At 42.3% G+C, this 26,927-nt stretch carries 36 protein-coding genes and 1 pseudogene; 20 read left to right on the forward strand and 17 right to left on the reverse strand.

Annotated features, from left to right (window positions below):
- Positions 1-608: 608 nt before the first annotated feature.
- The 7 genes and pseudogenes from H6F92_RS21400 to speA form a co-directional block, all read right to left on the reverse strand.
- Positions 609-1,169 (reverse strand): PIN domain-containing protein, encoded by a 561-nt coding sequence (locus H6F92_RS21400; RefSeq protein ID WP_190359400.1) that lies wholly within the window; start codon positions 1,167-1,169, stop codon positions 609-611.
- Complete coding sequence (locus tag H6F92_RS21405) at positions 1,153-1,632, reverse strand: excisionase family DNA-binding protein (protein ID WP_002785264.1); 480 nt, start codon at positions 1,630-1,632, stop codon at positions 1,153-1,155. The genes H6F92_RS21400 and H6F92_RS21405 overlap by 17 nt, the downstream gene beginning before the upstream one ends.
- A gap of 232 nt (positions 1,633-1,864) precedes the next feature.
- Positions 1,865-2,350 carry a PIN domain-containing protein gene (locus H6F92_RS26865; RefSeq protein WP_190359401.1) on the reverse strand — a complete coding sequence of 162 codons (486 nt, stop codon included), beginning with the start codon at positions 2,348-2,350 and terminating at the stop codon, positions 1,865-1,867.
- A complete protein-coding gene (locus tag H6F92_RS21415) occupies positions 2,347-2,622 on the reverse strand; it encodes a UPF0175 family protein (protein WP_190359402.1) in 276 nt (91 codons plus the stop codon). Before H6F92_RS21415 ends, H6F92_RS26865 begins: the two co-directional genes overlap by 4 nt.
- 219 nt (positions 2,623-2,841) lie before the next feature.
- A pseudogene (locus tag H6F92_RS26305) lies at positions 2,842-3,027 on the reverse strand (hypothetical protein).
- Between the two features lie 172 nt (positions 3,028-3,199).
- Entirely contained in the window at positions 3,200-5,215 is a 2,016-nt protein-coding gene (locus H6F92_RS21420; RefSeq protein ID WP_190359403.1) for a ribonuclease catalytic domain-containing protein, read from the reverse strand.
- A gap of 77 nt (positions 5,216-5,292) precedes the next feature.
- Complete coding sequence (gene speA / locus H6F92_RS21425) at positions 5,293-7,332, reverse strand: biosynthetic arginine decarboxylase (protein ID WP_190359404.1); 2,040 nt, start codon at positions 7,330-7,332, stop codon at positions 5,293-5,295.
- A gap of 278 nt (positions 7,333-7,610) precedes the next feature.
- Between speA and H6F92_RS21430 the strand changes: the two genes are divergently transcribed.
- Positions 7,611-8,144 (forward strand): DUF4330 domain-containing protein, encoded by a 534-nt coding sequence (locus H6F92_RS21430; RefSeq protein WP_004162552.1) that lies wholly within the window; start codon positions 7,611-7,613, stop codon positions 8,142-8,144.
- 149 nt (positions 8,145-8,293) lie between these two features.
- The gene (gene recR, locus H6F92_RS21435) at positions 8,294-8,884 is read left to right on the forward strand and encodes a recombination mediator RecR (RefSeq protein ID WP_071823408.1); all 591 of its coding nucleotides are present in this window, start codon (positions 8,294-8,296) and stop codon (positions 8,882-8,884) included.
- Positions 8,885-9,014: 130 nt separating this feature from the next.
- Here the strand turns inward: recR and H6F92_RS21440 are convergent, their stop codons facing one another.
- The 5 genes from H6F92_RS21440 to H6F92_RS21460 all read right to left on the reverse strand — a co-directional run bounded on the left by H6F92_RS21440 (position 9,015) and on the right by H6F92_RS21460 (position 12,531).
- Entirely contained in the window at positions 9,015-9,206 is a 192-nt protein-coding gene (locus H6F92_RS21440; RefSeq protein WP_190359428.1) for a hypothetical protein, read from the reverse strand.
- 240 nt (positions 9,207-9,446) lie between these two features.
- Positions 9,447-10,772 (reverse strand): carboxyl-terminal processing protease CtpB, encoded by a 1,326-nt coding sequence (ctpB, locus tag H6F92_RS21445; RefSeq protein ID WP_045359621.1) that lies wholly within the window; start codon positions 10,770-10,772, stop codon positions 9,447-9,449.
- 142 nt (positions 10,773-10,914) lie between these two features.
- A complete protein-coding gene (locus tag H6F92_RS21450) occupies positions 10,915-11,334 on the reverse strand; it encodes an NUDIX hydrolase (RefSeq protein ID WP_190359406.1) in 420 nt (139 codons plus the stop codon).
- A gap of 73 nt (positions 11,335-11,407) precedes the next feature.
- Positions 11,408-11,761 (reverse strand): four helix bundle protein, encoded by a 354-nt coding sequence (locus H6F92_RS21455; RefSeq protein ID WP_190359407.1) that lies wholly within the window; start codon positions 11,759-11,761, stop codon positions 11,408-11,410.
- A 71-nt stretch (positions 11,762-11,832) separates the two neighbouring features.
- A complete protein-coding gene (locus tag H6F92_RS21460) occupies positions 11,833-12,531 on the reverse strand; it encodes a single stranded DNA-binding domain-containing protein (protein WP_190359408.1) in 699 nt (232 codons plus the stop codon).
- Positions 12,532-12,620: 89 nt separating this feature from the next.
- Between H6F92_RS21460 and folD the strand changes: the two genes are divergently transcribed.
- Both folD and H6F92_RS21470 read left to right on the forward strand, forming a co-directional pair.
- Positions 12,621-13,478 carry a bifunctional methylenetetrahydrofolate dehydrogenase/methenyltetrahydrofolate cyclohydrolase FolD gene (folD, locus tag H6F92_RS21465; protein ID WP_190359409.1) on the forward strand — a complete coding sequence of 286 codons (858 nt, stop codon included), beginning with the start codon at positions 12,621-12,623 and terminating at the stop codon, positions 13,476-13,478.
- A gap of 115 nt (positions 13,479-13,593) precedes the next feature.
- On the forward strand, positions 13,594-14,604 hold the full coding sequence (locus H6F92_RS21470) for a hypothetical protein (RefSeq protein WP_190359410.1): 1,011 nt from the start codon (positions 13,594-13,596) through the stop codon (positions 14,602-14,604).
- 58 nt (positions 14,605-14,662) lie between these two features.
- On the opposite strand, the gene H6F92_RS21475 is transcribed toward H6F92_RS21470, so the two are convergent.
- On the reverse strand, positions 14,663-15,232 hold the full coding sequence (locus tag H6F92_RS21475; RefSeq protein ID WP_190359411.1) for a Uma2 family endonuclease: 570 nt from the start codon (positions 15,230-15,232) through the stop codon (positions 14,663-14,665).
- A gap of 132 nt (positions 15,233-15,364) precedes the next feature.
- Positions 15,365-15,928 (reverse strand): Uma2 family endonuclease, encoded by a 564-nt coding sequence (locus H6F92_RS21480; RefSeq protein WP_190359412.1) that lies wholly within the window; start codon positions 15,926-15,928, stop codon positions 15,365-15,367.
- A 232-nt stretch (positions 15,929-16,160) separates the two neighbouring features.
- Here H6F92_RS21480 and H6F92_RS21485 point away from each other — a divergent pair, with 232 nt between their 5' ends.
- Together H6F92_RS21485 and H6F92_RS21490 are read left to right on the forward strand one after the other, a co-directional pair.
- Positions 16,161-16,808: a hypothetical protein gene (locus H6F92_RS21485; RefSeq protein WP_190359413.1), complete on the forward strand. Its 648-nt coding sequence runs from the start codon at positions 16,161-16,163 to the stop codon at positions 16,806-16,808.
- Positions 16,809-16,879: 71 nt separating this feature from the next.
- Entirely contained in the window at positions 16,880-17,131 is a 252-nt protein-coding gene (locus H6F92_RS21490) for a BolA family protein (RefSeq protein ID WP_002737239.1), read from the forward strand.
- A 281-nt stretch (positions 17,132-17,412) separates the two neighbouring features.
- Here H6F92_RS21490 and H6F92_RS21495 read toward each other — a convergent pair whose 3' ends face one another.
- A complete protein-coding gene (locus H6F92_RS21495; protein WP_190359414.1) occupies positions 17,413-18,012 on the reverse strand; it encodes a sulfite oxidase-like oxidoreductase in 600 nt (199 codons plus the stop codon).
- Positions 18,013-18,100: 88 nt separating this feature from the next.
- Entirely contained in the window at positions 18,101-18,283 is a 183-nt protein-coding gene (gene rpmF, locus H6F92_RS21500) for a 50S ribosomal protein L32 (RefSeq protein WP_004161392.1), read from the reverse strand.
- A gap of 189 nt (positions 18,284-18,472) precedes the next feature.
- Here rpmF and acsF point away from each other — a divergent pair, with 189 nt between their 5' ends.
- From acsF to H6F92_RS21565, 13 genes are all read left to right on the forward strand, one after another.
- The gene (gene acsF / locus H6F92_RS21505) at positions 18,473-19,531 is read left to right on the forward strand and encodes a magnesium-protoporphyrin IX monomethyl ester (oxidative) cyclase (RefSeq protein WP_190359415.1); all 1,059 of its coding nucleotides are present in this window, start codon (positions 18,473-18,475) and stop codon (positions 19,529-19,531) included.
- 84 nt (positions 19,532-19,615) lie between these two features.
- Entirely contained in the window at positions 19,616-19,783 is a 168-nt protein-coding gene (locus H6F92_RS21510; RefSeq protein WP_190359429.1) for a hypothetical protein, read from the forward strand.
- Positions 19,784-19,794: 11 nt separating this feature from the next.
- Positions 19,795-20,256, forward strand: a complete 462-nt coding sequence (locus H6F92_RS21515) for a shikimate dehydrogenase (RefSeq protein WP_190359416.1) — start codon at positions 19,795-19,797, stop codon at positions 20,254-20,256.
- 250 nt (positions 20,257-20,506) lie between these two features.
- Complete coding sequence (locus tag H6F92_RS21520; RefSeq protein ID WP_190359427.1) at positions 20,507-20,767, forward strand: DUF4164 domain-containing protein; 261 nt, start codon at positions 20,507-20,509, stop codon at positions 20,765-20,767.
- 44 nt (positions 20,768-20,811) lie between these two features.
- The gene (locus H6F92_RS21525; RefSeq protein ID WP_190359417.1) at positions 20,812-21,186 is read left to right on the forward strand and encodes a coiled-coil domain-containing protein; all 375 of its coding nucleotides are present in this window, start codon (positions 20,812-20,814) and stop codon (positions 21,184-21,186) included.
- Between the two features lie 44 nt (positions 21,187-21,230).
- Positions 21,231-21,506 carry a hemolysin XhlA family protein gene (locus H6F92_RS21530; protein WP_190359418.1) on the forward strand — a complete coding sequence of 92 codons (276 nt, stop codon included), beginning with the start codon at positions 21,231-21,233 and terminating at the stop codon, positions 21,504-21,506.
- A gap of 44 nt (positions 21,507-21,550) precedes the next feature.
- Positions 21,551-21,880 carry a coiled-coil domain-containing protein gene (locus H6F92_RS21535; RefSeq protein ID WP_190359419.1) on the forward strand — a complete coding sequence of 110 codons (330 nt, stop codon included), beginning with the start codon at positions 21,551-21,553 and terminating at the stop codon, positions 21,878-21,880.
- A gap of 58 nt (positions 21,881-21,938) precedes the next feature.
- On the forward strand, positions 21,939-22,250 hold the full coding sequence (locus H6F92_RS21540) for a DUF4164 family protein (protein WP_190359420.1): 312 nt from the start codon (positions 21,939-21,941) through the stop codon (positions 22,248-22,250).
- Between the two features lie 86 nt (positions 22,251-22,336).
- Entirely contained in the window at positions 22,337-22,681 is a 345-nt protein-coding gene (locus H6F92_RS21545) for a DUF4164 family protein (protein ID WP_190359421.1), read from the forward strand.
- Between the two features lie 85 nt (positions 22,682-22,766).
- Entirely contained in the window at positions 22,767-23,132 is a 366-nt protein-coding gene (locus H6F92_RS21550; protein ID WP_052278089.1) for a DUF4164 family protein, read from the forward strand.
- 133 nt (positions 23,133-23,265) lie between these two features.
- Positions 23,266-23,790, forward strand: a complete 525-nt coding sequence (locus tag H6F92_RS21555) for a type IV pilin protein (protein ID WP_190359422.1) — start codon at positions 23,266-23,268, stop codon at positions 23,788-23,790.
- A gap of 314 nt (positions 23,791-24,104) precedes the next feature.
- Positions 24,105-24,611, forward strand: coding sequence for a type IV pilin-like G/H family protein (locus H6F92_RS21560; protein ID WP_190359423.1), 507 nt, complete (start codon positions 24,105-24,107; stop codon positions 24,609-24,611).
- Positions 24,612-24,959: 348 nt separating this feature from the next.
- Entirely contained in the window at positions 24,960-25,748 is a 789-nt protein-coding gene (locus H6F92_RS21565; protein ID WP_190359424.1) for a hypothetical protein, read from the forward strand.
- A gap of 8 nt (positions 25,749-25,756) precedes the next feature.
- On the opposite strand, the gene H6F92_RS21570 is transcribed toward H6F92_RS21565, so the two are convergent.
- Entirely contained in the window at positions 25,757-26,209 is a 453-nt protein-coding gene (locus H6F92_RS21570) for a DUF29 domain-containing protein (protein WP_190359425.1), read from the reverse strand.
- Between the two features lie 322 nt (positions 26,210-26,531).
- On the opposite strand from H6F92_RS21570, the gene H6F92_RS21575 reads away from it, so the two are divergent.
- Positions 26,532-26,927: IS607 family transposase (locus H6F92_RS21575; protein WP_190359426.1), on the forward strand; the 396-nt coding region annotated here is incomplete at its 3' end.

The following is a 26,927-nucleotide window of genomic DNA, read 5'->3' on the forward strand; positions in this document are numbered from 1 at the left end:
GAATAAGAGTTTCAGCTTAACCCGTACTCACGTTAATTAGTCATCCCAATCTGAATTCCCAGGCAATCAAGTTAATCTAAAAGGTCTCTTGCATAAATCCGAAAACAAACGATAGAAACAATAATGGGAGGGACTTTCAGTTAATTATTTATTAGTAGTTGATAATCTTCAAAAATGTTGCTGTACAAGGATCGACTTAAGACTTTTGCAAGAGGTCTAAACAATTGCCTGACTTAAAGAATCTTGATTCTGGCTTTTTTGTAAGAGTTGAATGGGTTGATGAGTAACCAGAGAATAGAGAACATCAGGGTCAGAAACGTTGAATCCTGTAATAACTGGACTTCCCCCATACAGAAATACTAAAAAATTAACAAAACCCTTATGGAGCTTCTCAGAAAAAATTGAAAAGAGGCTACTGGGTACATTTTTCACTTGAAAATGGCTTTACCGTTGACTGTATCTGGAGTGGAGCGATTCCCTAGAGTTCGCTGTATAGCGATCGCTAACTTGATCGTAACAGATAGTGTCATCAATCTCTAGAGTAAGCGATTCCCTCTGTAGCCATGTTTAGATAGCTAGTACATTTACACTGGAGAAGTTCAGTTATATCAAAGAATTTTAGTTATCTTTTGACAAAAATTAGATAAATTAGCTTTTTTATCTAAAAACTCTAGTAATTCAGCTAGAGATTTTTGAGGATTTTTATATTTCTCGACCTGCCGATTTAGACTGAATTTAATTTCTTCGGGATATTCATCGAACAAATGACTTAAAAAAGTATCAGGAGATTGAGCCTTTATACCCCAAGTTTCTAAAGCTGACAGGGAAAAATCGGCAAGATTATTAGTTAAAATTAGATTAGCTTTAGCCATAACAGCAGTTGCTAGAACATGACGGTCTTTTAAGTCATTTGTCATTAACTCAATTAAACCAGATGGCACTTCAATCATGGCTTCGGGAAAAGCTGCTTTCATTGTCTCCACTAAATTAAGGGCTTTTATTGAAGTTATATTATATCGATTAATCAGATTGCGGGTTGTTTCTTCTAAAATTAATTTCGACCAGTAAGGGGAGTATAAACCTCGCCAAGCAATTGATAATAAAGTATCGCGTAAATACTGAGGAATAAGAACACAAGCATCTAAAACAACCCTAGGCTCTGCTGTCATCTAGGTTTAATTCCTCATCTTTTCTGTATAGTCCTTCCGCTTCAGTCATGGCTACAAGGTTATTTAAAATTTGTTCTCTTTCTCGATATTTTTTCTCTTTATATATTAGCAAATCTTCTCGTTTTATTCGTTTATCACTGCCTACATTAGTCGATAAAATTTGCCCCTGTTCTAGTAATTTTATTAGATAAGAGTTAGAAACATTTAACAAATTAGCCGCTTCTTCTATAGTTAAATCCTGAGGGGTAACATTTAACTGAATTACCTGTCCCGATGCTAAGGCAGCTACACTGTAACGAAGTACCATTAAAACCGATTCGGGAATATGGACATTTTCTCCCTGTTCAGTTACGAGTCTCGTCGGTATTTCTCTATTAAGCAGCTGATTTAATTGGGTTATTTGTTCAGTTTCTTCGGGTTCGACAACAAAATGAGTTGGGTCAAAATTAGAATATTTACTCATATCAAAGAATGACTCCACGCATTGATATTATTTCACCTCATTTTAACATACCAATCTGACAGGGGGACAAGAACCCTGAAATCGATACATCAATTGTATTGATTTAACTCAGGCTCTGTAAGACTTTTAGCCATAGCTAGTATATTTATACGAGGAATTCCAGTTATACCATCCTCACACACAACCTAGAAGATCTCACTTGGCTCTTCTGGTTTGTGTGTGGAATTAATTTCTAGCTTTCTTCAGCCATTCCTAATATTTCTTGATAAAGAATTGGGCTAATTCTTTTACCTTGACTCAAAAACTGCTCTAAAATGGGTTTAACTTCAATAATAATTCCTTTCTTCTTGGCGATTAATAAAAGTCCAATTGTTCCAGTTACGGGCAAATTTCTAGACTGAGCGACTTTTCTTCCTAATTTTTCGTCTATTAAGACTCGATTCGCTTTTAATTCTTCTGCCAAGATAATTGTAGCCGCTTCACCCAAATCTAGTTTAAACTGAATTTGCAATTGTGATAATTGAGCGGGAGATTGAAGGGTAAATACCTCAATCCACTTAGCAGCAGGAACAACCGAAGCAGCCCGATGATTTCCTGTGGTGACTTCATTATAAACTTCTTGGGGAATGATAATTTTGCCAAAGAGTTTTTGGAGTAAGTTAAGTTGACCAACTTTAGCTAACTCACTTAACGGAGTGGTATTAGAGACAATAATCACGGGGGAGAATCTTCCAATAATTGGAGGGTTTCTGTAATTTCTTGTTCTAACTCTTCTCGATTTTGGTCGGGAAAGATGGCAACCCCATATTGACCCATAAGTTCGAGAACTTCTAAACGAGAGATTCCCAATAGCCTGCCAGCTATCCCACTACTAATTTCTCCATGTTTTAACAAAGTCATGATATATGCTATCTTAGCCTGTTCCTCTGCTTGTGAATGGAGAGATTCCGAGATATTAATAGGCAAATCAAATCGTATTGTTATGGTCATACGTTGGGATTATGCAGAAGTTTTTGGCTCTTTTAACTGCCAGATACTAACATTTTATACTAAATCCGTTGAGTAACGCACAGAAAACGGGTTTCTCGGAGAAACCCGTTTTCTGCTCATGCACTCATGCAAAAAGGGGAATAAATAATCAGTCTTTAATAACCAGATTTAGTATTACAACAGATTTTCGCCCGTAGGTTGATTTGATCTATCATTTTTCTAGAGTAAAAACAGACGGTTCTTCGTTACTTGGTATAGTTCGATAGGGTGGCATAAATCGACTAAATTCTTATCTGGCAAGAGATTTAATTGATTAGTTCCCTCTAGATCGAAAACAATTGATCAAAATCGCCAAATGCCTTTCTCTATAAGGGTTCCATCCCTTATAACCTCCGTCCATTGCATAACACAAACCGAAGAACCTTATTTAGGGTTTGCGGCAAAAAGCTTTTCGGTGGTGGCAGGGTGTGGGGGTGTGGGGTAGTAGGGTAGTGGAGCATTTGGCTGAAATTTCCCTAAACCCCGTAAATCCCTATCACCCTATCTCCCGACTCCTGAATACTGACTCCGCGAGAGATTAACTTGCTTGGGAGGAGACAAAACCCGATAACTCGCGAAAACGGATCTCATCGCGGTGGGGATCAGAGCGACTAACTTGTACTTGAAAGCGATCGCCTAAAGATACCGAGCGCTCAAAACGATGGGGTAATTCTAACCCCAATTCCTCCAATAAAATCAAGCCTAAATTTTCCTCTTCCCGCAGCCAGCGTAAAACCAAAGCTTGCCAGACTTGATCTCCCTGTCGTCGCAAAAATTCCAAACTCCAATAACGATTAGTTTGTCGTTCCACCGAGGTGGCTTCTTGGGCCGAACTAGCGACACTATAGAGAATTTCCTGCATTCTATCCCGGGTAAAAGGCAGTTTATCGCCCCGGAGATGGGCTTTTAGTTGAAAATGGGTCAAAAGGTCGGTATAACGGCGAATTGGCGAAGTTACTTGGGAATAGGTATTCAATCCCAGACTAGCATGACGGTTAGGAATCGTCGTCATCTCACTGCGCGGCATACAGCGACGCAAGGCACAGGAACGCACCGGGCCCGCAGGTAGTAAAATTAACTCCTCATCGGGGGGTAATTCCGGTTGTGGTTGTCCGCGGAAAGGCACGGGGATCTCGTGTTCCTGACAGTAGCGACCGGCGATTTCTCCAGCTAAAATCATCATTTCCGCCACTAATTGCCGAGATGGGGAAACTTCCTGCAATTCTACGATAATTTCGTCGTTATCCTTCACCTTAATCGATGATTCTGGCATTTGGATGTTAATCGATCCCTGAGATTTGCGCCATGCGTGGCGTTGTTTTGCCCAACGGTTGAGAATCCTTACTTCCGGTTCATGCTGCAGATCCAGATGTAACATTTCGTCCACATCTTCGTAGGTGAGGCGATAGGTAGGTTTAATTGTACTAGGATGGATACGATAATCGGCGATCGCCCCCGTTTCATCGAGGATTACCCCAAAACTCAATGCGGGACAAAGTTTACCCTGTACCAAACTCATTGGACCGGCGGCCAACTCTAGGGGAAACATGGGAACCATTCCCGTGGGAAGATAAAGACTGGTACTGCGACGACGCGCTTCTAGGTCTAATTCATCATCGGGACGCACTAAACGGCTAGGATCGGCAATATGAATCCAGAGACGATGACCACCATCCGCAAGCATTTCCACCGATAATCCGTCATCGATTTCCTCGGTACTTTCATCGTCGATGGTATAAATTTTTTGGTGGGTTAAATCGAGACGATTGTTGACATCCGCATCCGCAGGGGGATTGAGTAAATTAAGACGCGCCACATCAAGTACCTTTTTCGAGAATTGAACGGGGTAGGAACTGCGTCGCAGGAAAAGGTTTTCGTGACTACTCCACCATTTCAAATCGACTAACAATTCAAAAGCGGCCTCGGGGGTTTGAGAACGGCCCAGCAGCGAGAGTATGTCCATGGCTGCTGGATATTTTTGTTCGGGTTGGAGGATAAATTTTTCTAGAGATTCCAGACGAATTCGATCGCTTTCTGACCATTCTACCGTTTCACCGGCCAGGGCCTGTTGGAGACGTTGGAGAAATTGGCCTTTTTCCCGTTGACGCTGTTGTTCCACCTCTAGCTGGTGTTTGATTTCCTCTACCTGATTTTCCGATCGGGCCTCGTAACCATCCCCTTTATTTTTAAAATAAACTTTATCATCACTCAAGAGACAATGGGCCGCATAACAAAACTGCGGACCGCGATCGGAAAAGAGAATCTCGGCCATGGTTTCGGGAGTGACTAACTGATTTTCCCCGGCTAATAATTCCCAGGCCACTTCTAAACCACTAGCATCTAGATAGGGTTGGACTTCCCGCAGAAAATTGCCAATCTCTTTATAGTTGGACGGACCTGCTTTGATAATGTAATCGAAGCGTTGGGGACGCAGTTTATGCGGGTTTCCCCCTTGATCGATGACGATCCAATCTTTTTTCCCTTCTGGGCGATCGATCACCCCTAAGCGCCTTTCTCCTTGGACGCGAAATTCTACCAGCGTTCCCTTTTCCACTGCTTCCCCTTACTGCCTATCTATTTTGTCTATTTTCTATCATCCTCGATCGATTACTCGATCGGCAAGAGCAATCATCAATCCCCACCCACTAGATAGGTATAACGTCGCAAACTGCGTTCATAATCCTGTAGGAGTAATTGGGATTCTTCCACAGTCATGCGATTTTCCTGCAAAGCTTGTTCACAACGAAGACGAATTCTTTCTAACAGGTCTTCCGCAGAATACTGCACATAACTTAATACTTCCGTGATCGTATCTCCTTTGACTAGATACTCGATATCGTACCCCTTGGGACTCATCTGAATATGTACCACGTTAGTATCGCCAAAAAGATTATGTAAATTGCCCATAATCTCTTGATAAGCACCCACCAGAAACATTCCTAGATAATAGGGTTCCGGAGAATGTTTACCGTTTTTGTACTCCAAAGGATGCAATTCTAAAACTGATTTTACGTCCCCGCGCAAATCGATAAACTGGGCAATTTTACCGTCACTATCACAGGTTAAATCGGCGAGAATTCCTCTTTGAGTAGGTTCTCGATCGAGACGATGGATCGGCATAATTGGAAATAGTTGATCGATCGCCCAACTATCGGGAACTGACTGAAAAACCGAGAGATTGGCATAATAAATTGAGGCCATAATTTGCTCTAAGTCTTCCAAGTCATCGGGAACATAATCCTCTTGTCGGGCCACTTGCAGAATTTTGTGACAACAAGCCCAGTACAATTGTTCGGCTCTAGCTCGTTCTTTGAGACTGAGATAACCGAAATTAAACAGACTAATCGCCTCCTCTTTGAACTGTCCCGCATCGTGATAAGCTTCCTGATAATTGCGCTCATCGATACCCGTGTAGGTTTCCCAGAGATTACGGAGGATAAGATGTTCTTTCCCATTGCAGGGATCGGGGGGATTTTGGGGAACCTCACTACTTCCCAAGATATCAAAGACTAACACCGATTGATGAGAAGCGATCGCCCGGCCACTTTCACTGATGAGAATTGGGGGTGAAATCTGGGCATCTTCACAAGCTTCCTTGACCTCAGCCACGATATCATTGGCATAATTCTGCATATTGTAGTTTTTTGAGGCGTAGAAGTTAGTTTTTGAGCCATCGTAATCGACCCCTAAACCACCCCCCACATCGAGATAGGTCATATTTGCCCCTAATTTCGCTAATTCCACATAAATCTGACTAGCTTCGCGAATGGCATCCTTAATGACGCTAATAGCGGAGATTTGCGACCCAATATGATAGTGCAGCAGTTGCAGACAATCTAACATCCCCGCTTGTTCTAATTCCGTCACCACCGTTAAGATTTCCGGGACGGTTAAACCGAATTTTGCCCGGTCTCCCGTGGAACATCCCCAACGGCCCACCCCTTTTGTCCCCAGTTTCGCACGCACTCCCAAATGTGGGGCAATTCCTAACTGACGACTGACGCGCAGGGTTAAATATAATTCTTCCAATTGTTCGATGACAATCAAAGGCCGATGACCGAGACGGGTGGTCAAAAGAGCGGTTTCGATGTATTCTTTGTCCTTATAGCCGTTACAAATTAGCAGTGGTTGTGTTTTGTCATTTTTGCCGTTTAAGGAAGGTTCTAGGGTCGCTAAAGCAATCATTAGCTCTGGTTTTGAACCAGCCTCCAACCCAAATTGATAGGGTTTGCCAAAACGCACTAAAGACTCGACGATGTGACGGTGTTGATTGCACTTGATCGGATAGACACCGCGATAGACATTGGGATAATTATAACGTGCGATCGCTCGGTTAAAACAGGCATTCAGGCGCTCGATCCGATCCTCAAGGATGTCACTAAACCGAATTAACAGGGGTAAACCGATATTCCGCCGCTTAATCGCCGAAACTAACTCGTATAAGTCCAAAGAACCGCCCCTTTCTCCCTGAGGCGAGACGGTGATATTTCCTGCGGCATTGATTGAGAAATAGGGTTCTCCCCAGCCTTGGATGCGATAGAGATTTTCGCTATCTTCGATCGACCAATGTTTAACGGGGGCAACTTTTTCGAGGTTGTTACCGTCAGAAGGGGCCAGATCAAGTTGAGATAATTGCTTTTCTAGTTTCTTAAGTTGAGTTTTACCCGCCATTGTCTATCGATCGCTCCGTGTGAGACTCCGATCTTCTATCTTAAGTCAGACTTCCTGTCCGCGACCAAGATTCCGATCGTGATAGAATTTACTAGCCGTTAGGAGGCAGGATTCAGGAGTCAGGAGACAGGAGACAGGAGATAGGAGATTATTTGTATTTTCTCCCCATCCCCCATCACCCTAGGGTTGATTCATAGTAGGGTTGATTCATGAATCAACCCTACCCATCACCCCGTTCCCCTGTTCCCTTCTCCCCAAAATTTTATAGTGAACCGCTTATGAAATTATTAGACTCAAAAGGACGTTTATTCGGTAAATTTAGCTTGCTTGATATTGGAGCGGCCTTAGTAATTTTATTGACAATTATCGGGATTTTTGTTGTCCCGGGGACGAGTGGTAAAAGTACGATCGCTCAAGTTACCAAAGAACCCATAGAAGTGGATGTTATTGTCCGGGGTTTAAGTGTTCTCAATCCCAATGCTTTGATTAATCAATTCAATACCGAGAAGAAAACTAATATTGTTATTCGTAATCAACCGGCTGGTCAAGTGGATATAAAAAATGTTAAACCTTTATCGAGAAATGTCTTAGTTCCGCAGCCGGATGGTAGTGTGAAAGTCCTACCCGATCCCCGCACGGAAAACTATTCTCAAGATATGATTATGACTCTCAGTGGTCAAGCGGAAGTTACTGATACTGGTGCGGTTGTTGGCGGTCAAAAGGTGAAAATTGGCACTTTAATCGAGTTAGAAGGAGATAATTATAATTTCAACACCAGTGTTATCGATGTCCGTTTACCAAAAAGGTCTTAGTTAGTAAACAGTGAGCAGTAATCAGTGAAAAGACAGCAGGAAACTTCCATGTAACACTGCTCACTTGAAAACTCAAATCTGATAACTGATAACTTACCCACTGATAACTGATAACTGATAACTGATAACTGATAAGAGGATTAACTGCTATTTATACACCGCCTTTAGCTCGTTTGATCGAGCAGTTACAAAAATTACCCGGGGTGGGACCCAAAAGCGCTCAACGTCTGGCCCTCTATATTCTCAAACGACCGGAACAAGATGCGATCGAATTGGCCCAGGCGATCGTGGCAGCGAAAAAACAAGTAGGATTATGTCAGGTTTGTTTTCATCTTTCGGCCGAACCGATTTGTGAAATTTGCCGCAATCCTAACCGAGAAACGGGGACTATCTGTGTGGTAGCTGACTCCAGAGATGTGATTGCTTTGGAGAAAACAAGGGAATATTCGGGCAAATATCACGTTTTGGGCGGTGTTATCTCGCCTATGGATGGGATTGGACCGGATCAATTAAATATACAGTCTTTAGTCACCAGAGTCAGCCAGAAAAAAATTCAGGAAGTTATCTTAGCTATCAGTCCCAGTGTCGAAGGGGAAACCACGACTTTGTATGTCGGGGGTTTACTGAAACCCTTCACTAAAGTTACCCGTATCGCTTTTGGGTTGCCCATGGGTGGTGATCTAGAATACGCTGATGAAGTAACCCTAGCGAGAGCTTTAGAAGGTCGTCGGGAATTGTAAAATCTCGCCAAGGTTGGGATTAATGGGACTTAGACAAAAAACAAATCGAGAAAAGCCTCAACCCCAATCCCTGCTTGGGATTTACTTCGAGAAGCCCAAAATCGCTGAAACCCAGATAGATCAAGGAAAATCATAAATCGAGGTTAACCCTTTGTCCCGTAATGGTTTGAGCCTTTTTTGCTGCCCGAAAATGCCTAAGTCCCATTAAGTAGGGTTTGCTGAATAAATGTGAAATGTAGGCAAGGTAAGGGTTTTGTGGCTTTTCTCGTGAAACAGGTGCAAGATTTTGAAAGAATCGTGCTTCAACACCTTGCGTCTTCATCGGCCCGTGTCCTGTAGGGGCGAAGCATTCGGGCAATAACCTATCGGTGAAACGTAGATTTTCTATCCGAATGCTTCGCCCGTACTTTTTGCCGCCAACCCTAAGTAGGGAGGCACAATTATTTGTAGGATGGGTTAGCGGTAGCGTAACATGAGCGGGCGTTGGGTTTCATGCTTCAACCCAACCTACGTTCATCTTATATTTAATTCCACCTACCTACTTAGACATTATTGAGGACAATTATTCGGCCCGACTACTCAAAGGGTTATTGAGATTGCCAGTGCCTGGACGTTTAACACTATGGGATTGTAACAGCGAGATCGCCTGTTGATACTGGGGATCATCCTTAGTTCCCAGCAAAGAAGGATCATCGCGGAAGCGCAGCTGTTGTTCTTGGGTTAACTCGATCTGCACATCGGGTTTAATGCCTTTTTTGTAGATATTTTCGCCGTTGGGGGGATAATAACGAGCAATTGTCACCGCTAAACCGGAACCATCGGAGAGGGTGTGTACCGATTGGACGGTACTCTTGCCATAAGTCGATGTACCTACTAAAGTCGCCCGGCCATTTTCTTTTAGCGCTCCAGCGAGGATTTCGCTGGCACTCGCTGAACCTTTATTAACCAAGACTACTAGGGGTAAATCGGTAATAGCGGTGTTATTGGCGATAAATTGACGATCTCCGCCCCGTCGATCGATAGTGCTAACGATTTTGCCCTGTTTCATCCACATACGAGCGATATCGACACTAGCAAATAGTAACCCGCCGGGGTTGCCCCGCAGATCGAGAACATAGCCGGATACCTGTTGTTGACTTAATTCCTCGATCGCCTCTTTCATTTGTTCGGCTGCGTGGGAACTAAATTCATCCAATTTAATATAACCAACTTTCACCCCACCTTCCTGTTTCAGGGTATAGCTAACCGAGGGGATTTCGATATCTACCCGGGTTAAAGTCACTTCAAATACCCCTTGATCGGGACGGGCAAGCTGTAAACTAACGCTAGTACCCACTTCTCCCTGTAGTGCCTCCATTGCCTGTTCTAAGGTCATTAAAGCGGTGGGTTTGCCATTAATTCTGATCAGGCGATCGCCGCTTTTTACTCCTGCTTCCTTGGCGGGGGATTTTTTCACCGTATCGACAACGATCAGATCGCTAGTGCGTTTATCGAGGGCTAAACGTATGCCAATTCCCGATAATTCTCCAGAAGTTTGACTGGTGAGGACAGAAAATTCACTAGGGGTTAAAAAACGGGTATAAGTATCACCCAATTCCTTTAAAGCTTCCCGGATTGCCGTGTAAGCTTGTTGGGGATTAGTATAATTTCTGCTTAACAATTCTTGACGTTTTTTTTGCCAATCAATTTGATGAAAACTACGGTCTACAAATTCATTATTAACAATTTGCCAAACCTGGTCGATGACTGCTTTCGGGTTATCTTCTAAGGGTTTTTCCCCTTTGGCTGCGGGGGTGAGAACCATCAGGGAACTAACTGCTAGGGTAGCGATCGCACCTCCAGATAGGAGTTTCTGCACGGAAACGAACGAGGGACGCGACTGGTTCATAAAGACAAAGCCAAAATAAGATTGACGTTTCAATAAAGCCATTCAAAAAGCGGGAGCATTTTGCCTTCGAGGGAGGTGAGGAGCAGTGTTAACTACGACTTCTGTATAGATAAGGGAGTTCCTTGTCTGGCTCTAATATCCACTATAATTCTAGTTCTATAAAATCGAGCAATATCTGGCGATGAATTTTTCCTAAAGGACGAGTCTGATTAATCTTCTGGGAATAGTATTCCCCTTGACGGATGGCAGCTGGGGGTAATAAGGCTAAATCTTGCCCTTCCGTTTGCACTAATTTTTCTAATTCCACGGTCAGGGGTACATGATAAAGATAACGGGAGAGATTATCATCGTTATAAGAGCGAAAATAGCGTAAACTAGGGGCTTCGTAGTTAATTTCTTCTTTTAACTCTCGTTTTAACCCTATTTCTGGACTTTCACCCGCTTCTAAGTGACCACCAAATAAACCCCACACCCCCGGATAGAGAATCGTCGGGATGTCGTCGCGCAACTGCATTAAAAATCGACCGTCCTGTTCCAAAATCGCCAAAGCAACAAATATCATCAGTTATCAGTTATCAGTTATCAGTTGTCAGTTATCAGTTATCAGTTATCAGTTATCAGTTATCAGTTATCAGTTATCGGTTTTTGGTATTTTCTTGGCAGGTTTTTAGAATAAGCATTTTCCCAATTTCCTCCGCGTCATCATTGATACTTTGAAAGGCTCTTTCCTCTATGTAATTCGTGTCTTTCAATAGAGACAGCCAATACTTTGTTTCTAGACATTCTTTATAGGCTATTGACATTTTAGCTCGAAAATCAGCTTGAGAAATAGCTCCATTAGCCTCGGCAATGTTAGCCCCGATTGAAGTGCCACTCCTTAATAGCTGTTTTGACAAAATATATTCTTGTTTAGTTTCACACAAATATTTATAGCCTTTAACAATCCTAAGGGCAAATTTATAAGCTTTGTCATAAACTTTACTCTCCATCTGTTTACCCCGCTACTGATTAGTAATTAGTAATTAGTAATTACTAATTACTGATTACTGATTACTGATTGCTATTTCTCGTTTTGTTTATGGGGTAAAAAGAAAGCATCAAGGGGATCTGGGATGGGTTTAATCACTGCCGTGGGTTTGGGGGGAATCGCTTCCGCGACGGGTTGTGCGGGGGGATTGGGTTTAATGGGGGTAAGGACGGGAGTTTCTGGGGGTTTCGTTTCAGCTGCGCTGGGAATTGTCACCTGTCGGGGATTTTCCAGGGGTTTAGTGGAGACCGGGGGAGAATTATTTTCTGGGGGTTTAACTTCTGAGGTGGGGGAAGGTTTAATTTCTGGGGACGGGGAAGGAGTAGGAACAGAATTAACCGCTACTGCATCCATCTGTTCTAATTCCACCACATACAATTCGTTAACAGTTTGGGAACCCTGGGGAATAGCCTCAAAGTCAATTTTGCCCTTAATAACGATTTCCTCGCCTTGACGGGGTAATTTATTGCTATTGGTGCGAATCCAAATCTTCCCGGACCCATCCTGCAAAAGATAGGCCCCTCCCGCTAAAAAAGGGGCATAATTGCTCACAGTTCCCCTAAGATAAACTAAAGAGCCTTTTGGTTTTTCCTGTAATTGCTCGATCGCTGTTAGGGGAGGATCACCGATGTAGGGAACGGCAATACCGAGGTCAGCAAGGGTACTACAACCGAATAACCCTAGCAATAATAATAAACTGCCGATGCGCCCTACACGAGTCTGAATAGACATTCTTGCTTTAACCTTAACGAGTGCGATTAGCCAATCTTTTTGACCATAGAATAGATCCGAAAGATTTTTGTTCTCGGTATTATCATAGAATGTCCGTAACTACTTGCCAAATTCTCGACGGGAAAGCCTTAGCTCAAAAAATCCAGCTTGGTCTAAGAGAGCGCATCCAGACGCTAAAATCTTCAATGGGACGACCTCCGGGGTTAGCGGTGTTGATGGTGGGGGATAATCCCGCTAGTGCCGTTTATGTCCGCAATAAGGAGAAAGCTTGTACTAAAATCGGTATGGCCTCTTTTGGTCGTCATTTTCCCACCGATACAAGTGAACTAGAAATTTTAGCGGAAATTGTCCGTCTCAATCAAGATGAGCGGGTGGACGGGATTTTAATTCAATTACCCTTACCTAAGCATTTAGATGCGGTTTCCCTTCTCTACCAAATTGACCCGAAAAAAGATGCTGATGGCTTACATCCTCTCAATTTAGGCGGTTTAGTGCGGGGTGAGGACTGTATCCGCAGTTGTACTCCTGCGGGGGTCATGGCACTGCTGAAAGAATATAATATTCCCATAGCCGGTAAGCACGCGGTGGTGCTGGGTCGCAGTATTCTAGTGGGGAAACCTTTAGCTTTAATGTTATTGGAGGAAAACGCTACGGTGACTATTGCTCACTCGCGCACGGAAAATCTGGCAGAAATAACCAGAAGTGCCGATATTTTAGTACCTGCTGTCGGTAAAGCCAATTTAATCACTAAAGATATGGTAAAACCTGGTGCAGTGGTGGTGGATGTGGGGATTAATCGCGTCGCTGACCGTTTGGTGGGAGATGTGGACTATGCTGGGGTTTTAGAAGTGGCTAGTTATCTTACTCCTGTCCCCGGGGGTGTCGGTCCGATGACAGTGGCAATGTTATTAAAAAATACCTTGTTAAGTTACGAACGCAAGTTATAAATCCGCAGCTACCAGCTATCAGCTATTCAGTGATTCTACCGATATAATCCTTGATTTTTTTTTAAGTATGTTGGTAGAATTTTACAAAACTGGATAGACTAGGAGCTTTTCGGTCATGATCTTTATTATCCCGATTATTCTTGGTGCGGCTGCCTTAGTTACTGCTGGTGTGGGAGTTAGTGCGGGTGCTAATGGTGTCTCTAAGCTACAAAAGGCGGAAAAAATTGGCAAAAGTGCCGAACAAAGATATAAAAAAGCCAATAAATCCCTAGAAAAAAAGTTTCAAGCTACCCAAAAATTTGCGGAAGAATACGGTCAACTGCAAATTAATGTCAAAATCAACACCATCGGCAGATTTGTTAAGTTTGTTCGACGAATTGATCTAAGAAATAGTCAAAGAATTGGTCAAAATTCCTCCCCATCCCATCAACGCTTCTTAGAAGGGTTTGAGGGATTTTCTGCCCAACAATTCAAGGAATTTAAAGCAGAAGTGTTAGACGCGCAAAGTTTGGCTGTGGGGGGTTTAAAAGTAGTGGGAGTCGCTTCGGCAGCCAGTCAGGGAACCCTAGGATTAATTGGTCTTTTCGGTACTGCTAGTACAGGAACAGCAATTAGTGGACTTAGTGGGGCAGCCGCTTGGAATGCCACCCTAGCATGGTTAGGAGGTGGTTCTTTAGCTGCTGGTGGCGGTGGCATGGCTTTGGGAACAGTGGTTTTAGGAGGTATTACCGTTGGACCTGCTTTAATGATTGGTGGTTTTGTCTTAGGAGGAGAAGGCAAAAAAGCCCTAAGTAAAGCTATCGAATACGCCAAGGAAGTGAATAATAAAATAGCTCAGTTAGATAAAAGTAAGGGTTTTTTAGGACAAGTTCAGCGCAGAATTAAGGAGTTACAATACCTCGTTAATAGTCTGAATAGTAGAGCTATTCAGAGTTTAACCGAACTGGAGTCACGAGCTAATTTTAATCCTCATCTAGAGGAAGACGTGGCCAAGTTTCGGGAGGTACTACTTTTAATTAAAGCTTCATCGGAAATCATGAAACTGCCTATCCTAGACGAAAAGGGGAAATTAACCAAAGCAACGGAAAATCTCGGAGAAAAGTACCGCCATCTCTTAGAAAAATAATAGTAGGATGCCTGCCAGAAATAAAGAAAATGGTATCATAAACGCTCTAGAATTTAATTTAATAAATATTACCGAGTATTTCAATTAAAGTTAACTCTATTTCTGGAAAGGATTCAATAAAAATACTTTCACCTCGATAATATTTCTGCATAGCTTGATAACTACCCTGCAGCGGATGACGATAAACTTCTAAACATTCCTCCTTGAGATTGATAATCCAAACCTCTTTAATATTTGCTTCCGCATAAAGAGGAATTTTAGTATAGCGAACATAATCGAGGGTAGAATCGGAAACTTCAATAATTAAATAGATATCTTGAGGACAAGGATAGGCAGCAACATAAAAATCCGCTCGAGGTATTAGTAAACTTAAATCTGGTTCTGGTTGAGAATTATTATTTAATCTAATCGGATTTTGCACTCCTAAGAGAATAAGATCGCCAAATTTTCGATAAAATAACTGAGTTAATCTAGCTATACCAGCAGCATGACGAGTTCCCATCGGTGACATTTTGATAATTTCTCCTCGAATTAATTCCACTTTTTCATCGGGTTTGATTATTGCCTCGGTTGCCATTTTTTCGTATTCTTCCACCGTAAATTTACGGGTAATCAGTGATAAAGACATTTTAACTAAACTCCTAAGATTTCTGCAATAGTGAATTCTAAGTAGGGAGGCACAATCATTTGTAGGATGGGTTAGCGGTAGCGTAACCCATCGGGGCGTTGGGTTTCATGCTTCAACCCAACCTACGTTCATCTAAACTCCTAAAATTTCTGCAATAGTGAATTCTATATCGGGAAAGGATTCAATAAAAACACTTTCACCTCGATAATATTTCTGAATAGCTTGATAACTACCATGCAGAGGATGGCGATAAACTTCTAAACATTCTTCCTTGAGATTGACAATCCAAACTTCTTGAATATTTGCTTCTGCATAAAGAGGGATTTTAGTATAGCGAACATAATCGAGGGTAGAATCGGAAACTTCAATAATTAAATAGATATCTTGAGGACAAGGATAGGCAGCAACATAAAAATCCGCTCGAGGTATTAGTAAACTTAAATCTGGTTCTGGTTGAGAATTATTATTTAATCTAATCGGATTTTGCACCCTGAGAATAATTTTCTGTCCTAACTTTTGAGAGAATAATTGTATTAATCTATCTATACCAGCAGCATGACGGGTTCCCATCGGTGACATTTTGATAATTTCTCCTCGAATTAATTCCACTTTTTCATCGGGTTTGATTATTCCCTCGGTTGTCATTTTTTCGTATTCTTCCACCGTAAACTTACGGGTAATCAGCGATAAAGACATTTTAACTAAACTCCTACTTTCTCTTTATTCTATCTGGACAGCCTTGCAAGGGGGGAATTATCGGTATTTAAACCATTAATCGGGGGGAATAAACTAACTTTTTTTGGGACTTATGCTGATTCTTCGGGAAAAATCATCGCTTGCCATGGCGACAAAACCGCTAAATCTAACGTCTAGAAAGCTGGGGTCGGATCGAAACTGCCCCAAAAAAGCTACTATAGGTCAGTTGTCGATGTTAAAAAAAATAGCCGTTCCCCTCAGGAACATTAAGTCGAGAAATTTTATGGTTAAGCGAAAACAGCCTTATAGTTTAATTTATCTGCTCACTCTGGTGATCGGTTTAGTGATTGCGATCGCACCTGACGGACAAGCACAAACCCCCGACTCTAACAATCCCACCAGCGATCCTAACGAATTAAAACCCTTAAATCAAGCCGATAGTGTCCTGAGTCTTCAGGGGGGACAACGTTTAGTGGAAGAAGCGAACGCCGCTATTAATGCCGCTAAATACGATGTCGCGGTGGACAAACTCAATCAAGCGCGTCGGATTTTTAACCAACTATCTAACTATCATCTGCAATTAGCTAATAGTTTCTCAGGAATTGACCCGAAAGTATTCGATTCTCAGCGTCAAAGTGCTTTAAACACGGGACAAATGCGGGATGAAGCCACCTATCAGCTTGCTTTGGTCCATAGGGCGCAAAATCAGCCAGAATTGGCGGTTCCTTTGTTAATTCAGGTGATTCAATCCCAAAACCCCACCAGTGAATTAGGACAAAAAAGCTATCAACAACTCTACGAGATGGGATTTGTCAGCACACCCATCTCCGCACCGACTCCCACCTCCGCAACTCCTAGCAATCCCCCCCCACGGCAGTGAATTTTATCCCCATTGACGAGCTTTCGGTAAAAATGGGATCAGAGTATCTTTAATTGTTTTGAGGAGTTACGATGGTTGACTTTCGCCAAGTAGAAGCGATGATTCAAGAACAAATCCCCGATGCACAGGTGATGATTCGGGATTTAACGGGAGGTGGCGATCATTTGGAAGCGGTGGTTATTTCTGGCGAATTTGCCGGCAAAACCCGCGTTAAACAGCATCAAATGGTTTACGGCGCTTTACAATCGGCACTGGCTACCGAAGCCATCCATGCTTTGGCATTAAAAACCTACACTCCCGACAGTTGGGCAGCAGAAAAATAACAGTTATCAGTTATCAGTTATCAGTTGATTTTTTGGCTCTCTTAGGTTTGGTGGGTAAAATGTATTCTAAGATACAGTTCTGCTGGCGGTCGCAACGCGCTCGCTACGCGAGACCGATTAGCAGGATATGTTCAATATTGTGATCAGGCAATTCGGCAATTATAATTAACCAGTTGCGATCGAGTAAAAATTTGTTGCTTACCCCTTGACTTTTGCTTGTTTTAATGATATGAATTAGCGGACTTGATTGCTTATCTCACCCGATTTTAAGCCAAAACTGGTTAAAAACCGCCATAACGTTCCTCTAACCAGGGATCGCCTCGTCGATGGTAGCCATTACGTTCCCAGAAACCCGATTGCTCTCGATCGAGAAATTCTAAGCCATTAATCCATTTAGAACTTTTCCAAGCGTAGAGATGGGGGACAACTAAGCGCAGCGGGCCACCGTGGTCGGGGGGTAAAGGTTGACCAAACAATTGAAAAGCGAAAAAATTATCCTCGTGCAGGAACTCCTCTAGAGTCAGGTTAGTGGTATAACCCCCGTAACAGTGTTGCATGACGTGGGTAGCTTCCGGCAGCAGGTCAATTAAGGTGATAAAATCCAATACCTTAACTCCCGTCCAAGTCACATCTAATTTTGACCAGCGGGTGACACAGTGAAAATCCTTGGTAAATTCCGACTGCGGTAGGGCCATAAAATCCGACCAGTTAAAAGTTTTAGTCGTGGCCACTTTTCCCCAAACCTTGAATAACCATTCCTCGGTCTTGATTTGGGGAGTATCCCCGTAGGTAAGCACAGGAAAACCACTAGCGAGATATTGGCCCGGAGGAACTCGGTCTTGATCGGGAGATGCTGGTTTTTTAAAGAATTTGCCTAACATTATTTGAGACTCGCAACGAAAATTTTCAACAAATCTTAAAATATTAGGGAGCGAAAAGGTTTTCTCTACCTCACTCCCCACTATCAAGTTATTCCTCGTCTTCCCCTTCTTCTTCCTCTTTAGTGGGATAGACAAAGCTGTTAGAACGACCAGAAAGAACAGATTTACCCAAAGATAAGGCTTTTTGCGCTTCCCGCTCCGCTTGCTTTCTCCAGTGCGCTCTCCGTTGGTCGCGCTTGGCATTTGAGGTTTTCTTCTTGGGACAAGCCATAGTATTTTAACGATAGTTATAGACTCACAACCTTTCTATTCTACTCCCTATTTCCCTAATCGGCTCGCTCCCTTGTCCGATTCCCTCGCTCACTACTGCCCAAAATATTGATAAAAGTTAATAATTATCATTGGCTTACCTATTTATGTTTAAAATCCTATATAGCTATGTAGTCAAGTAATTTCCATCATGGTAACTACCGTCGAACCCCTCTCCCAGAAAAAAGCTGTTCTGCGCGAAACTATCCTCACCCCTCGTTTTTACACCACCGATTTTGAGGCTGCCGCTAATTTTGACCTTTCTTTGCAAGAAACCGAAATCAAAGCGATGTTAGAGGAGATGCGGACCGATTATAACCGGCATCACTTTGAACGTCAGCAAGAATTTGAGAACTATCAAGACAATCTCGATGAAAAAACCAGAAACGCCTTTATAGATTACCTAGAACGCTCCTGTATCTCCGAATTTTCTGGCTTTTTGTTATTTAAGGAACTGTCACGACAACTAAAAAGCCGTAATCCCTTGTTAGGGGAGATATTTCATCTTATGGCTAGAGATGAGGCGCGCCATGCAGGATTTCTCAATAAAGCCATGGCTGACTTTAATATTTCCCTCGATCTAGCCAAAATTACCAAAACCCGTACCTACACCTTTTTCCCCCTTGAATGGGTATTATATACAGTCTATCTCTCCGAAAAAATCGGTTATTGGCGGTATATCCTCATTTATCGTCATTTAGAAGAACATCCAGAGTATAAATTTAATCCTCTTTTTAATTACTTCGAGAGTTGGTGTCAGGACGAAAATCGCCACGGAGATATCTTTAAAACCTTACTGCGCGCTCAACCGCAATTGTGGAATAATTGGCGATCGAGATTATGGAGTCGTTTTTTCCTGCTTTCCGTCTTTGCTACCCATAGTTTAACTGTACGGGAACGCTCAGACTTTTATGATGCTTTAGGAATGGATGCGATCGCTTTTGATCAAGAGGTAATTCGTCAGACTAATAATACCTCCGCTCGCGCTTTTCCCACCATTTTAAATGTGGACCATCCCCAATTTTTCCCCCGTTTAAACCGTTGTGCCGAACGTAATTTACAATTAAAAGCGATCGATGAAAGTAGCGTTCCCCAATGGCTAAAAACATTGCGTAAGTTACCCTTACAGTTAGGTATCGTCGGGGATCTATGGCGATTGTATCTGATTAAACCCATAGATGCAGAAGCCACCAGAGAAATGGTACTTTAATCAGTGATCAGTGATCGGTTATCAGACTTGAGTTTTCAGTTGACTGAGTTTGAGGTTTGAAGACGAGCGCAAAAAGAGTTAATCATGGAAAGTTTTTCTCGAAGAATTTTTGAGCGGCCGGCGGGATTTGCTGAAACTGACTCGGACAGGGAAGTGTACCTCAATGCCTTGGGCAGTGGAAACCCGGTGGAGAAAGAAACAGATCGCTATGATTATAATAAATGGCCGCTCAAAAACCCGAAAACCCACTAGGACTCTAGCAAATGTCTAACGAAACTGTCACCTATTCCCTTGAATCCGTCCTCAAGGAAATCAAAGATAGCATCAAGGAAGTCAACCAGAAAATGGACACCTTGCAAAGAGATGTCAACCAGAAAATCGATACCTTGCAACAGGATGTCCATCAGAAAATCGATACCTTGCAAAGAGATGTCAACCAGAAAATCGACACCTTGCAAGGAGATGTCAACCAGAAAATCGACACCTTGCAAGGAGATGTAAGTGATTTAAAGGTAGGACAAGCTAAACTAACCGAGAAAGTCGAAGGGATGGATAAAAGACTAGAAAAAGTAGAAAACGAGCAATCCACTCTAGTTAAGGCTATTTCTGACCTACAGGGTTTTCGAGGTCTGATTGTCCCTATCCTTATCGGTGCCATGAGTGCCGCTATCGGTGCAATTATCACTGTTGCGATTAGAATTCTTTTCCTCGGTAACAATCCCTAAAATTCCCCAGCACAATTATTTGTAGGATGGCTTAGCGGTAGCGTAACATAATCGGGCGTTGGGTTTCATGCTTCAACCGTTCGGACCTCGGCGTGAGACTTCGGCGTGAGATCAGTCGAACGCTCGGTCGAACGCTGATCTCACGGCCGAAGCCCAACCTACGTTCTAGAAAGTCACACCCTGAAAACTATTGATAAGTCTAGGAGTTTAGTAAAATGTCACCTATTCCCTTGAATCCGTCCTCAAGGAAATCAAAGACAGCATCAAGGATGTCAACCAGAAAATCGATACCCTGCAAAAAGATGTCGATCAGAAAATCGACACCTTGCAAGGAGATGTCACCGAGATAAAAATAGCCCAAGTAGAAATCAAAAGCGAAGTTAAAGACTTAAAAGAACAGGTTAGAGACATGAAAGGCACTCAAAAAAATCAGATTTGGGCATTAATTACCCTCTTGGGGGGTTCTTTAATCACCGTCAGTTTGCGAGCGCTATTTAGCAATAATCCCTAAAATTCCCAATTTTATCTTAGCCAATAACCCTAGGAGTTTAGCAAATGTCTAACGAAACTGTCACCTATTCCCTTGAATCGGTCCTTAAGGAAATTAAAGACAGCATCAAGGAAGTCAATCAGAAAATGGACACCTTGCAACAGGATGTCAACCAGAAAATCGATACCCTGCAAAAAGATGTCAATCAGAAAATCGATACCCTGCAAAAAGATGTCAATCAGAAAATCGACACCTTGCAAAAAGATGTCACCGAGATAAAAATAGCCCAAGTAGAAATCAAAAGCGAAGTTAAAGACTTAAAAGAACAGGTTAGAGACATGAAAGGCACTCAAAAAAATCAAATTTGGGCATTAATTACCCTCTTGGGTGGTTCTTTAATCACCGTCAGTTTGCGAGCGCTATTTACCAATAATCCCTAAAATTCCCAATTTTATCTTAGCCAATAACCCTAGGAGTTTAGCAAATGTCTAACGAAACTGTCACCTATTCCCTTGAATCGGTTCTTAAGGAAATTAAAGACAGCATCAAGGATGTCAATCAGAAAATGGACACCTTGCAAAAAGATGTCACCGAGATAAAAATAGCCCAAGCAGAAATCAAAAGCGAAGTTAAAGACTTAAAAGAACAGGTTAGAGACATGAAAGGCACTCAAAAAAATCAAATTTGGGCATTAATTACCCTCTTGGGTGGTTCTTTAATCACCGTCAGTTTGCGAGCGCTATTTACCAATAATCCCTAAAATTCCCAATTTTATCTTAGCCAATAACCCTAGGAGTTTAGCAAATGTCTAACGAAACTGTCACCTATTCCCTTGAATCCGTCCTTAAGGAAATTAAAGACAGCATCAAGGAAGTCAATCAGAAAATCGATACTTTGCAAAGAGATGTAAATGATTTAAAGGTAGGACAAGCTAAACTAACCGAGAAAGTCGAAGGGATGGATAAAAGACTAGAAAAAGTAGAAAACGAGCAATCCACTCTAGTTAAGGCTATTTCTGACCTACAGGGTTTTCGAGGTCTGATTGTCCCTATCCTTATCGGTGCCATGAGTGCCGCTATCGGTGCAATTATCACTGTTGCTATCCGAATTCTTTTCCTCGGTAACAATCCCTAAAATTCTCCAGTCTCACACCCCGAAAAGAAAACTATTGATAACTTTAGGAGTTTAGCAAATGTCTAACGAAACCGTCACCTATTCCCTAGAAGCTGTCCTAACCAGGATTGAGAGTAAAATCGACTCCCTTGAAAAACGCATGAATGAGAGATTTGACAAGGTAGAGGACCGGCTAACCAAAGTAGAAATCGGACAGGCCGAACTCAAGGCCGAGTTAAAAGGCAATATTAAAGTATTAGACGAGAAAATCGAGGGATTAACGGCACGGGTTGGTTATCAGGAGTTCACCAACCGGGGGATTCTGATAGCTTTGGTGGTCGCTGTCTTGGGAGGCGCTGCTAAACTTTTTGGTTTTTTCCCCAATCCCTAGAACTGGCTCCTAGGCAAGGCTAGAGGCCTTATGATCATAATAAATGGCCGCTCAAAAACCCGAAAACCCCATAGGACTATAGCAAAATGTCTAACGAAACCGTCACCTATTCCCTAGAAGCTGTCCTAACCAGAATTGAGAGTAAAATCGACTCTCTGGAAAAACGGATGGATGAGAAAATCGACTCCCTTGAAAAACGCATGAATGAGAGATTTGACAAGGTAGAGGACCGGCTAACCAAAGTAGAAATCGGACAGGCCGAACTCAAGGCCGAGTTAAAAGGCAATATTAAAGTATTAGACGAGAAAATCGAGGGATTAACGGCACGGGTTGGTTATCAGGAGTTCACCAACCGGGGGATTCTGATAGCTTTGGTGGTCGCTGTCTTGGGAGGCGCTGCTAAACTTTTTGGTTTTTTCCCCAATCCCTAGAACTGGCTCCTAGGCAAGGCTAGAGGCCTTATGATCATAATAAATGGCCGCTCAAAAACCCGAAAACCCCATAGGAGTATAGCAAATGTCTAACGAAACCGTCACCTATTCCCTAGAAGCTGTCCTAACCAGAATTGAGAGTAAAATCGACTCTCTGGAAAAACGGATGGATGAGAAAATCGACTCCCTTGAAAAGCGGATGAATGAGAGATTTGACAAGGTAGATGAGAGATTTGACAAGGTAGAGGACCGGCTAACCAAAGTAGAAATCGGACAGGCCGAACTCAAGGCCGAGTTAAAAGGCGATATTAAAGTATTAGACGAGAAAATCGAGGGATTAACGGCACGGGTTGGTTATCAGGAGTTCACCAACCGGGGGATTCTCATCGCTTTAGTGGTTGCTGTTTTAGGAGGTGCTGCTAAACTTTTTGGTTTTTTCCCCAATCCCTAGAAGTGTCCTGTGGAAACAGCCCCCCCAAATCCTCAAAAAAAATTTTTGCCAGGGGTGATAGGTTTCCTGAAACAGGTGGGTAAGTTGTTTGTAGGAAAGAAAAACCACACCTACCTAACACAACGATACGCCCATGAACTCTACTTTCAAATTCAAACTCATCCAAGCTCTCAACAAAAAGAACGGTAACAAAGGTTTCACCCTCATCGAACTCCTAGTTGTCGTTATCATCATCGGTGTACTCGCCGCCATCGCTCTCCCCAACCTCCTCGGTCAGGTAGCCAAAGGCAGACAAGCGGAAGCTCGCAACAACTTAGGTACCGTTAACCGCGCTCAACAAGCTTACCGCTTGGAAAACGCCACCTTTGGTCTTATTGGTAACTTACCTGTCGTCACCACCTCTACCTACTATAGCAACGTTGCTGGTGGTGCTACCAGTGCTGTTGGTGCAGAGCACTCTGCCACAGCTAACGATACTTATACAAACGATATTCTCGATTACGGTTCTGCTGTTGGTCAACAACAGGACGGTACTTACAGTGCTGTTATCTGTGAACAAACCACTAACCCCAGTGCTACCGTAGACCCAGGTGATTTAACTACCCCGGGTACTGCTACTGCACGCGCAGCTTGTAACAACGCTCGTGAGATCAAGTAATCCCAGTCTAGAAGAGTGTGCGGGGTGCGCTTGCATACTTCTCTGACAATGGCAATTTCACAACTCAACTTTAATCATACTTTAGCGGAAGGTGGCAGGAGAATATTCTCTTGCAAACCTTGCGCTTTTGGTTTTTTTGGGAAGTGGGGAAGTGTGGGAGTGGGGAATGGGGGAAGTGGGAAGTGGGGAGAATAAATAAAACCAATCTCCTGTCTCCTGTCTCCTGTCTCCTGTCTCCTGTCTCCCGATAACTGATAACTGATAACTGATAACCCCAACACCCAAAATATAGTCAATATTGCCAGGTACTAACCATGAAATACCTTCTTTTTTCAGCAATCAAATCACAGGAAAAAAAAGCGAGGGGTTTTACTTTAATAGAATTGTTAGTAGTGGTGATTTTATTGGGAGTTCTCGCTGCCATCAGTTTACCCACTCTGTTAGGACAAGTCGCCAAAGGTAGGCAAGCAGAAGCTAGAGTCGCTCTCGGTTTGATCAATCGCGCCCAACAGGGTTATCGTTATGAAAAAGGGACTTTTGGTCGTTTGTCTGACCTATCTCTGGAAGTTGGCAGTAGTTCCCTAAAATTCTATAATATCAGCGACGTAGGAAGTCCCGATGCTTTTGGAGCCGCCTATCAAGGGAATGCTGTGACTCAATTTGCTGACGAGATTAAAAATTATGCAGGGGCAGCCGGACAAACGGCAGCGGGGGCCTATACCGGTATTATTTGTGAGGATGAAACTCCTTTAGAAGATAATGTTTCTACCAGTAATTCCGCCGGCATTCTTAGCTGTGTTGATGGCATTAGAATTAATTAAAATAACCCCAAAAATCTTTTTTTTGTTGATAAGTAAATGGTTTCAATTATGAAGGTCGTGTTTTGTAGCTTGATTCATCGTAGGTTGATTCATCGTAGGGTTAATTCATCGTAGGGTTAATTCATCGTAGGGTTAATTCATCGTAGGGTTAATTCATGAATTAACCGCGATGGTAGGGTTAATTCATGAATTAACCCTACTTATTAAGGGGGGATAAAGGGAAGATCCCCCCGCCTATCGGCACCCCCCTTATCAAGGGGGGCAGGGGGGATCGAACCTAAAATCCATGTTTTAATTTAATTAAAACCAGCTACTTACGTTACTGATTATTGACTTTTATTCAAAGATATGTTAGGCGCAAAAAAATCTCTCAATCTATCCTTACTTAAAACTCTTGGTTTAGTCGCCATTATCGGTGGACTAATCATGGCTATTGTGGAAATGCAACAGGAAAAGGTGAAAACCTTGACTAAAGAAAAGTTATTAGAGAGGAATTATGCTCAAGAATCTCGCCTAGAAAATGCTCAGGTTGAGTTATTAAAAAATATACCTTCCTTTGGCTTTGATAATATGTTAGCTAATTGGGCAATGTTGCAGTTTATTCAGTATTATGGCGATGTGGATGCTCGCCGGGAAACTGGTTACGGTTTAAGTCCCGATTTTATGGAGATTGTCACCAAAAATGACCCGAAATTTATCCGCGCTTATTTGATGATGTCCGTGGCTTCTTCCGTGAATGCTGGCAAACCCGAAAGAACCATTGAAGTGATGAATAAAGGTTTATCAAAACTCACTCCTGATGTCACCGATGCCTATTTTCTTTGGTTATATAAAGGAGTGGATGAACTATTATTTTTAGGTGATATTCCTGCGGCGAAAAAATCTAATCAAAGGGCCGCTGATTGGGCAAAAATTGCTGGTAATGAATTTATCGAAAAATCCGCTAGGGGAACGGTAAAATTTTTAGAAACTAATCCCGATAGTCGCGCCCCCAGAGTCGGTGCCTGGATGTTAGTCTGGCTGAATAGCAAAGAAGAAGAAACCCGCAGGTTAGCTAAGGAAAATATCGAAAAATTGGGCGGTAAATTGGTTGTGGTTAATGATAATCAAGTAATGGCAATTCCCCCCAAGGATTAGGAACTGGCCTATTTTTCCTCCTGCCAAAACTTATGATTTAATAAGCCATCAATATCCTTAGCAAAGGGACAAACATCGGGAAAACTAGCATCATATTCAATTCGCATATTCTCCAGTGCTTCCTGATAACAATCATTGCAAATATCGGTTAAAAAACTGCATAAGCTAGGAGAATCTTTAAGAATATCTTTTAACTTAAATTGACAGCGTTTAATTGTTACTTCCCAACCTCGATAACATTCGGACAAAGGAAGATAACGCCGTTTTAAAGCGTGTTCAAATAATGTAATTAAACGGTTTTTTAGTTCTCTTTTGTCTCGTCTTCCCAAAGATTCCACCTCCTCGATCAAATTCTCTAAATCAACCTGAGATAAATCCCCAGATTTTAATTGCTTGACGGTTGCTTCTATCCACAAAGCAAAATCTCGATCATAAAGATTTTTCACCTTGGCTAAAGTCATAATTTTGACCTCCTCTGTTGACTAATTACCTTTATTTTACCGAAACTTCGCCAATTCATACTAAATCCGGTTATCAAAGACTGATTATTTATTCTCCTTTTTGCATGAGTGCATGAGTAGAAAACGGGTTTCTCCGAGAGAAAACGGGTTTCTCCGAGAGAAAACGGGTTTCTCGGAGAAACCCGTTTTCTGTGATATGGGATGCCCCCAAAACCCAACAACTAACAAGCCACAAACTGCACCGATCGAGGGTTAATCACAGAAACCAAAAACCTAACTAATACTATCCAAAATTACTCATGACTTATGCTATAATAGTCCTATGAGTAAGTTGACCAGATCAGAAGCGGCTAAATTAAAAGGTGTAAGCGTATCGACATTAAGACGTTGGGAGTCTGAAGGTAAACTAATACCAGAAAGAACTGCTAACGGGCATCGACGTTATACCGTCTCTCAGTTGCTTGGAGTAAAAGAGAATCTTTCCTATACTGTTGGCTATTGTCGCGTTTCTAGTCATGATCAAAAGAAAGATTTAGAACGTCAAAAAGAAGTTGTCGAATTGTTTTGCGCTCAAAACGGTTGGCAAGTTGAAATTATAGACGACTTAGGTTCAGGACTTAACTACAACAAAAAAGGATTAAAGCGATTAATTCGGTTGATTGTTGATAGTAAAGTAGAGAGATTGGTCTTAACTCATAAGGATAGATTACTTAGATTT

This window comes from Microcystis wesenbergii FACHB-1317, from assembly GCF_014696875.1.
Lineage (GTDB): Bacteria > Cyanobacteriota > Cyanobacteriia > Cyanobacteriales > Microcystaceae > Microcystis > Microcystis wesenbergii_A.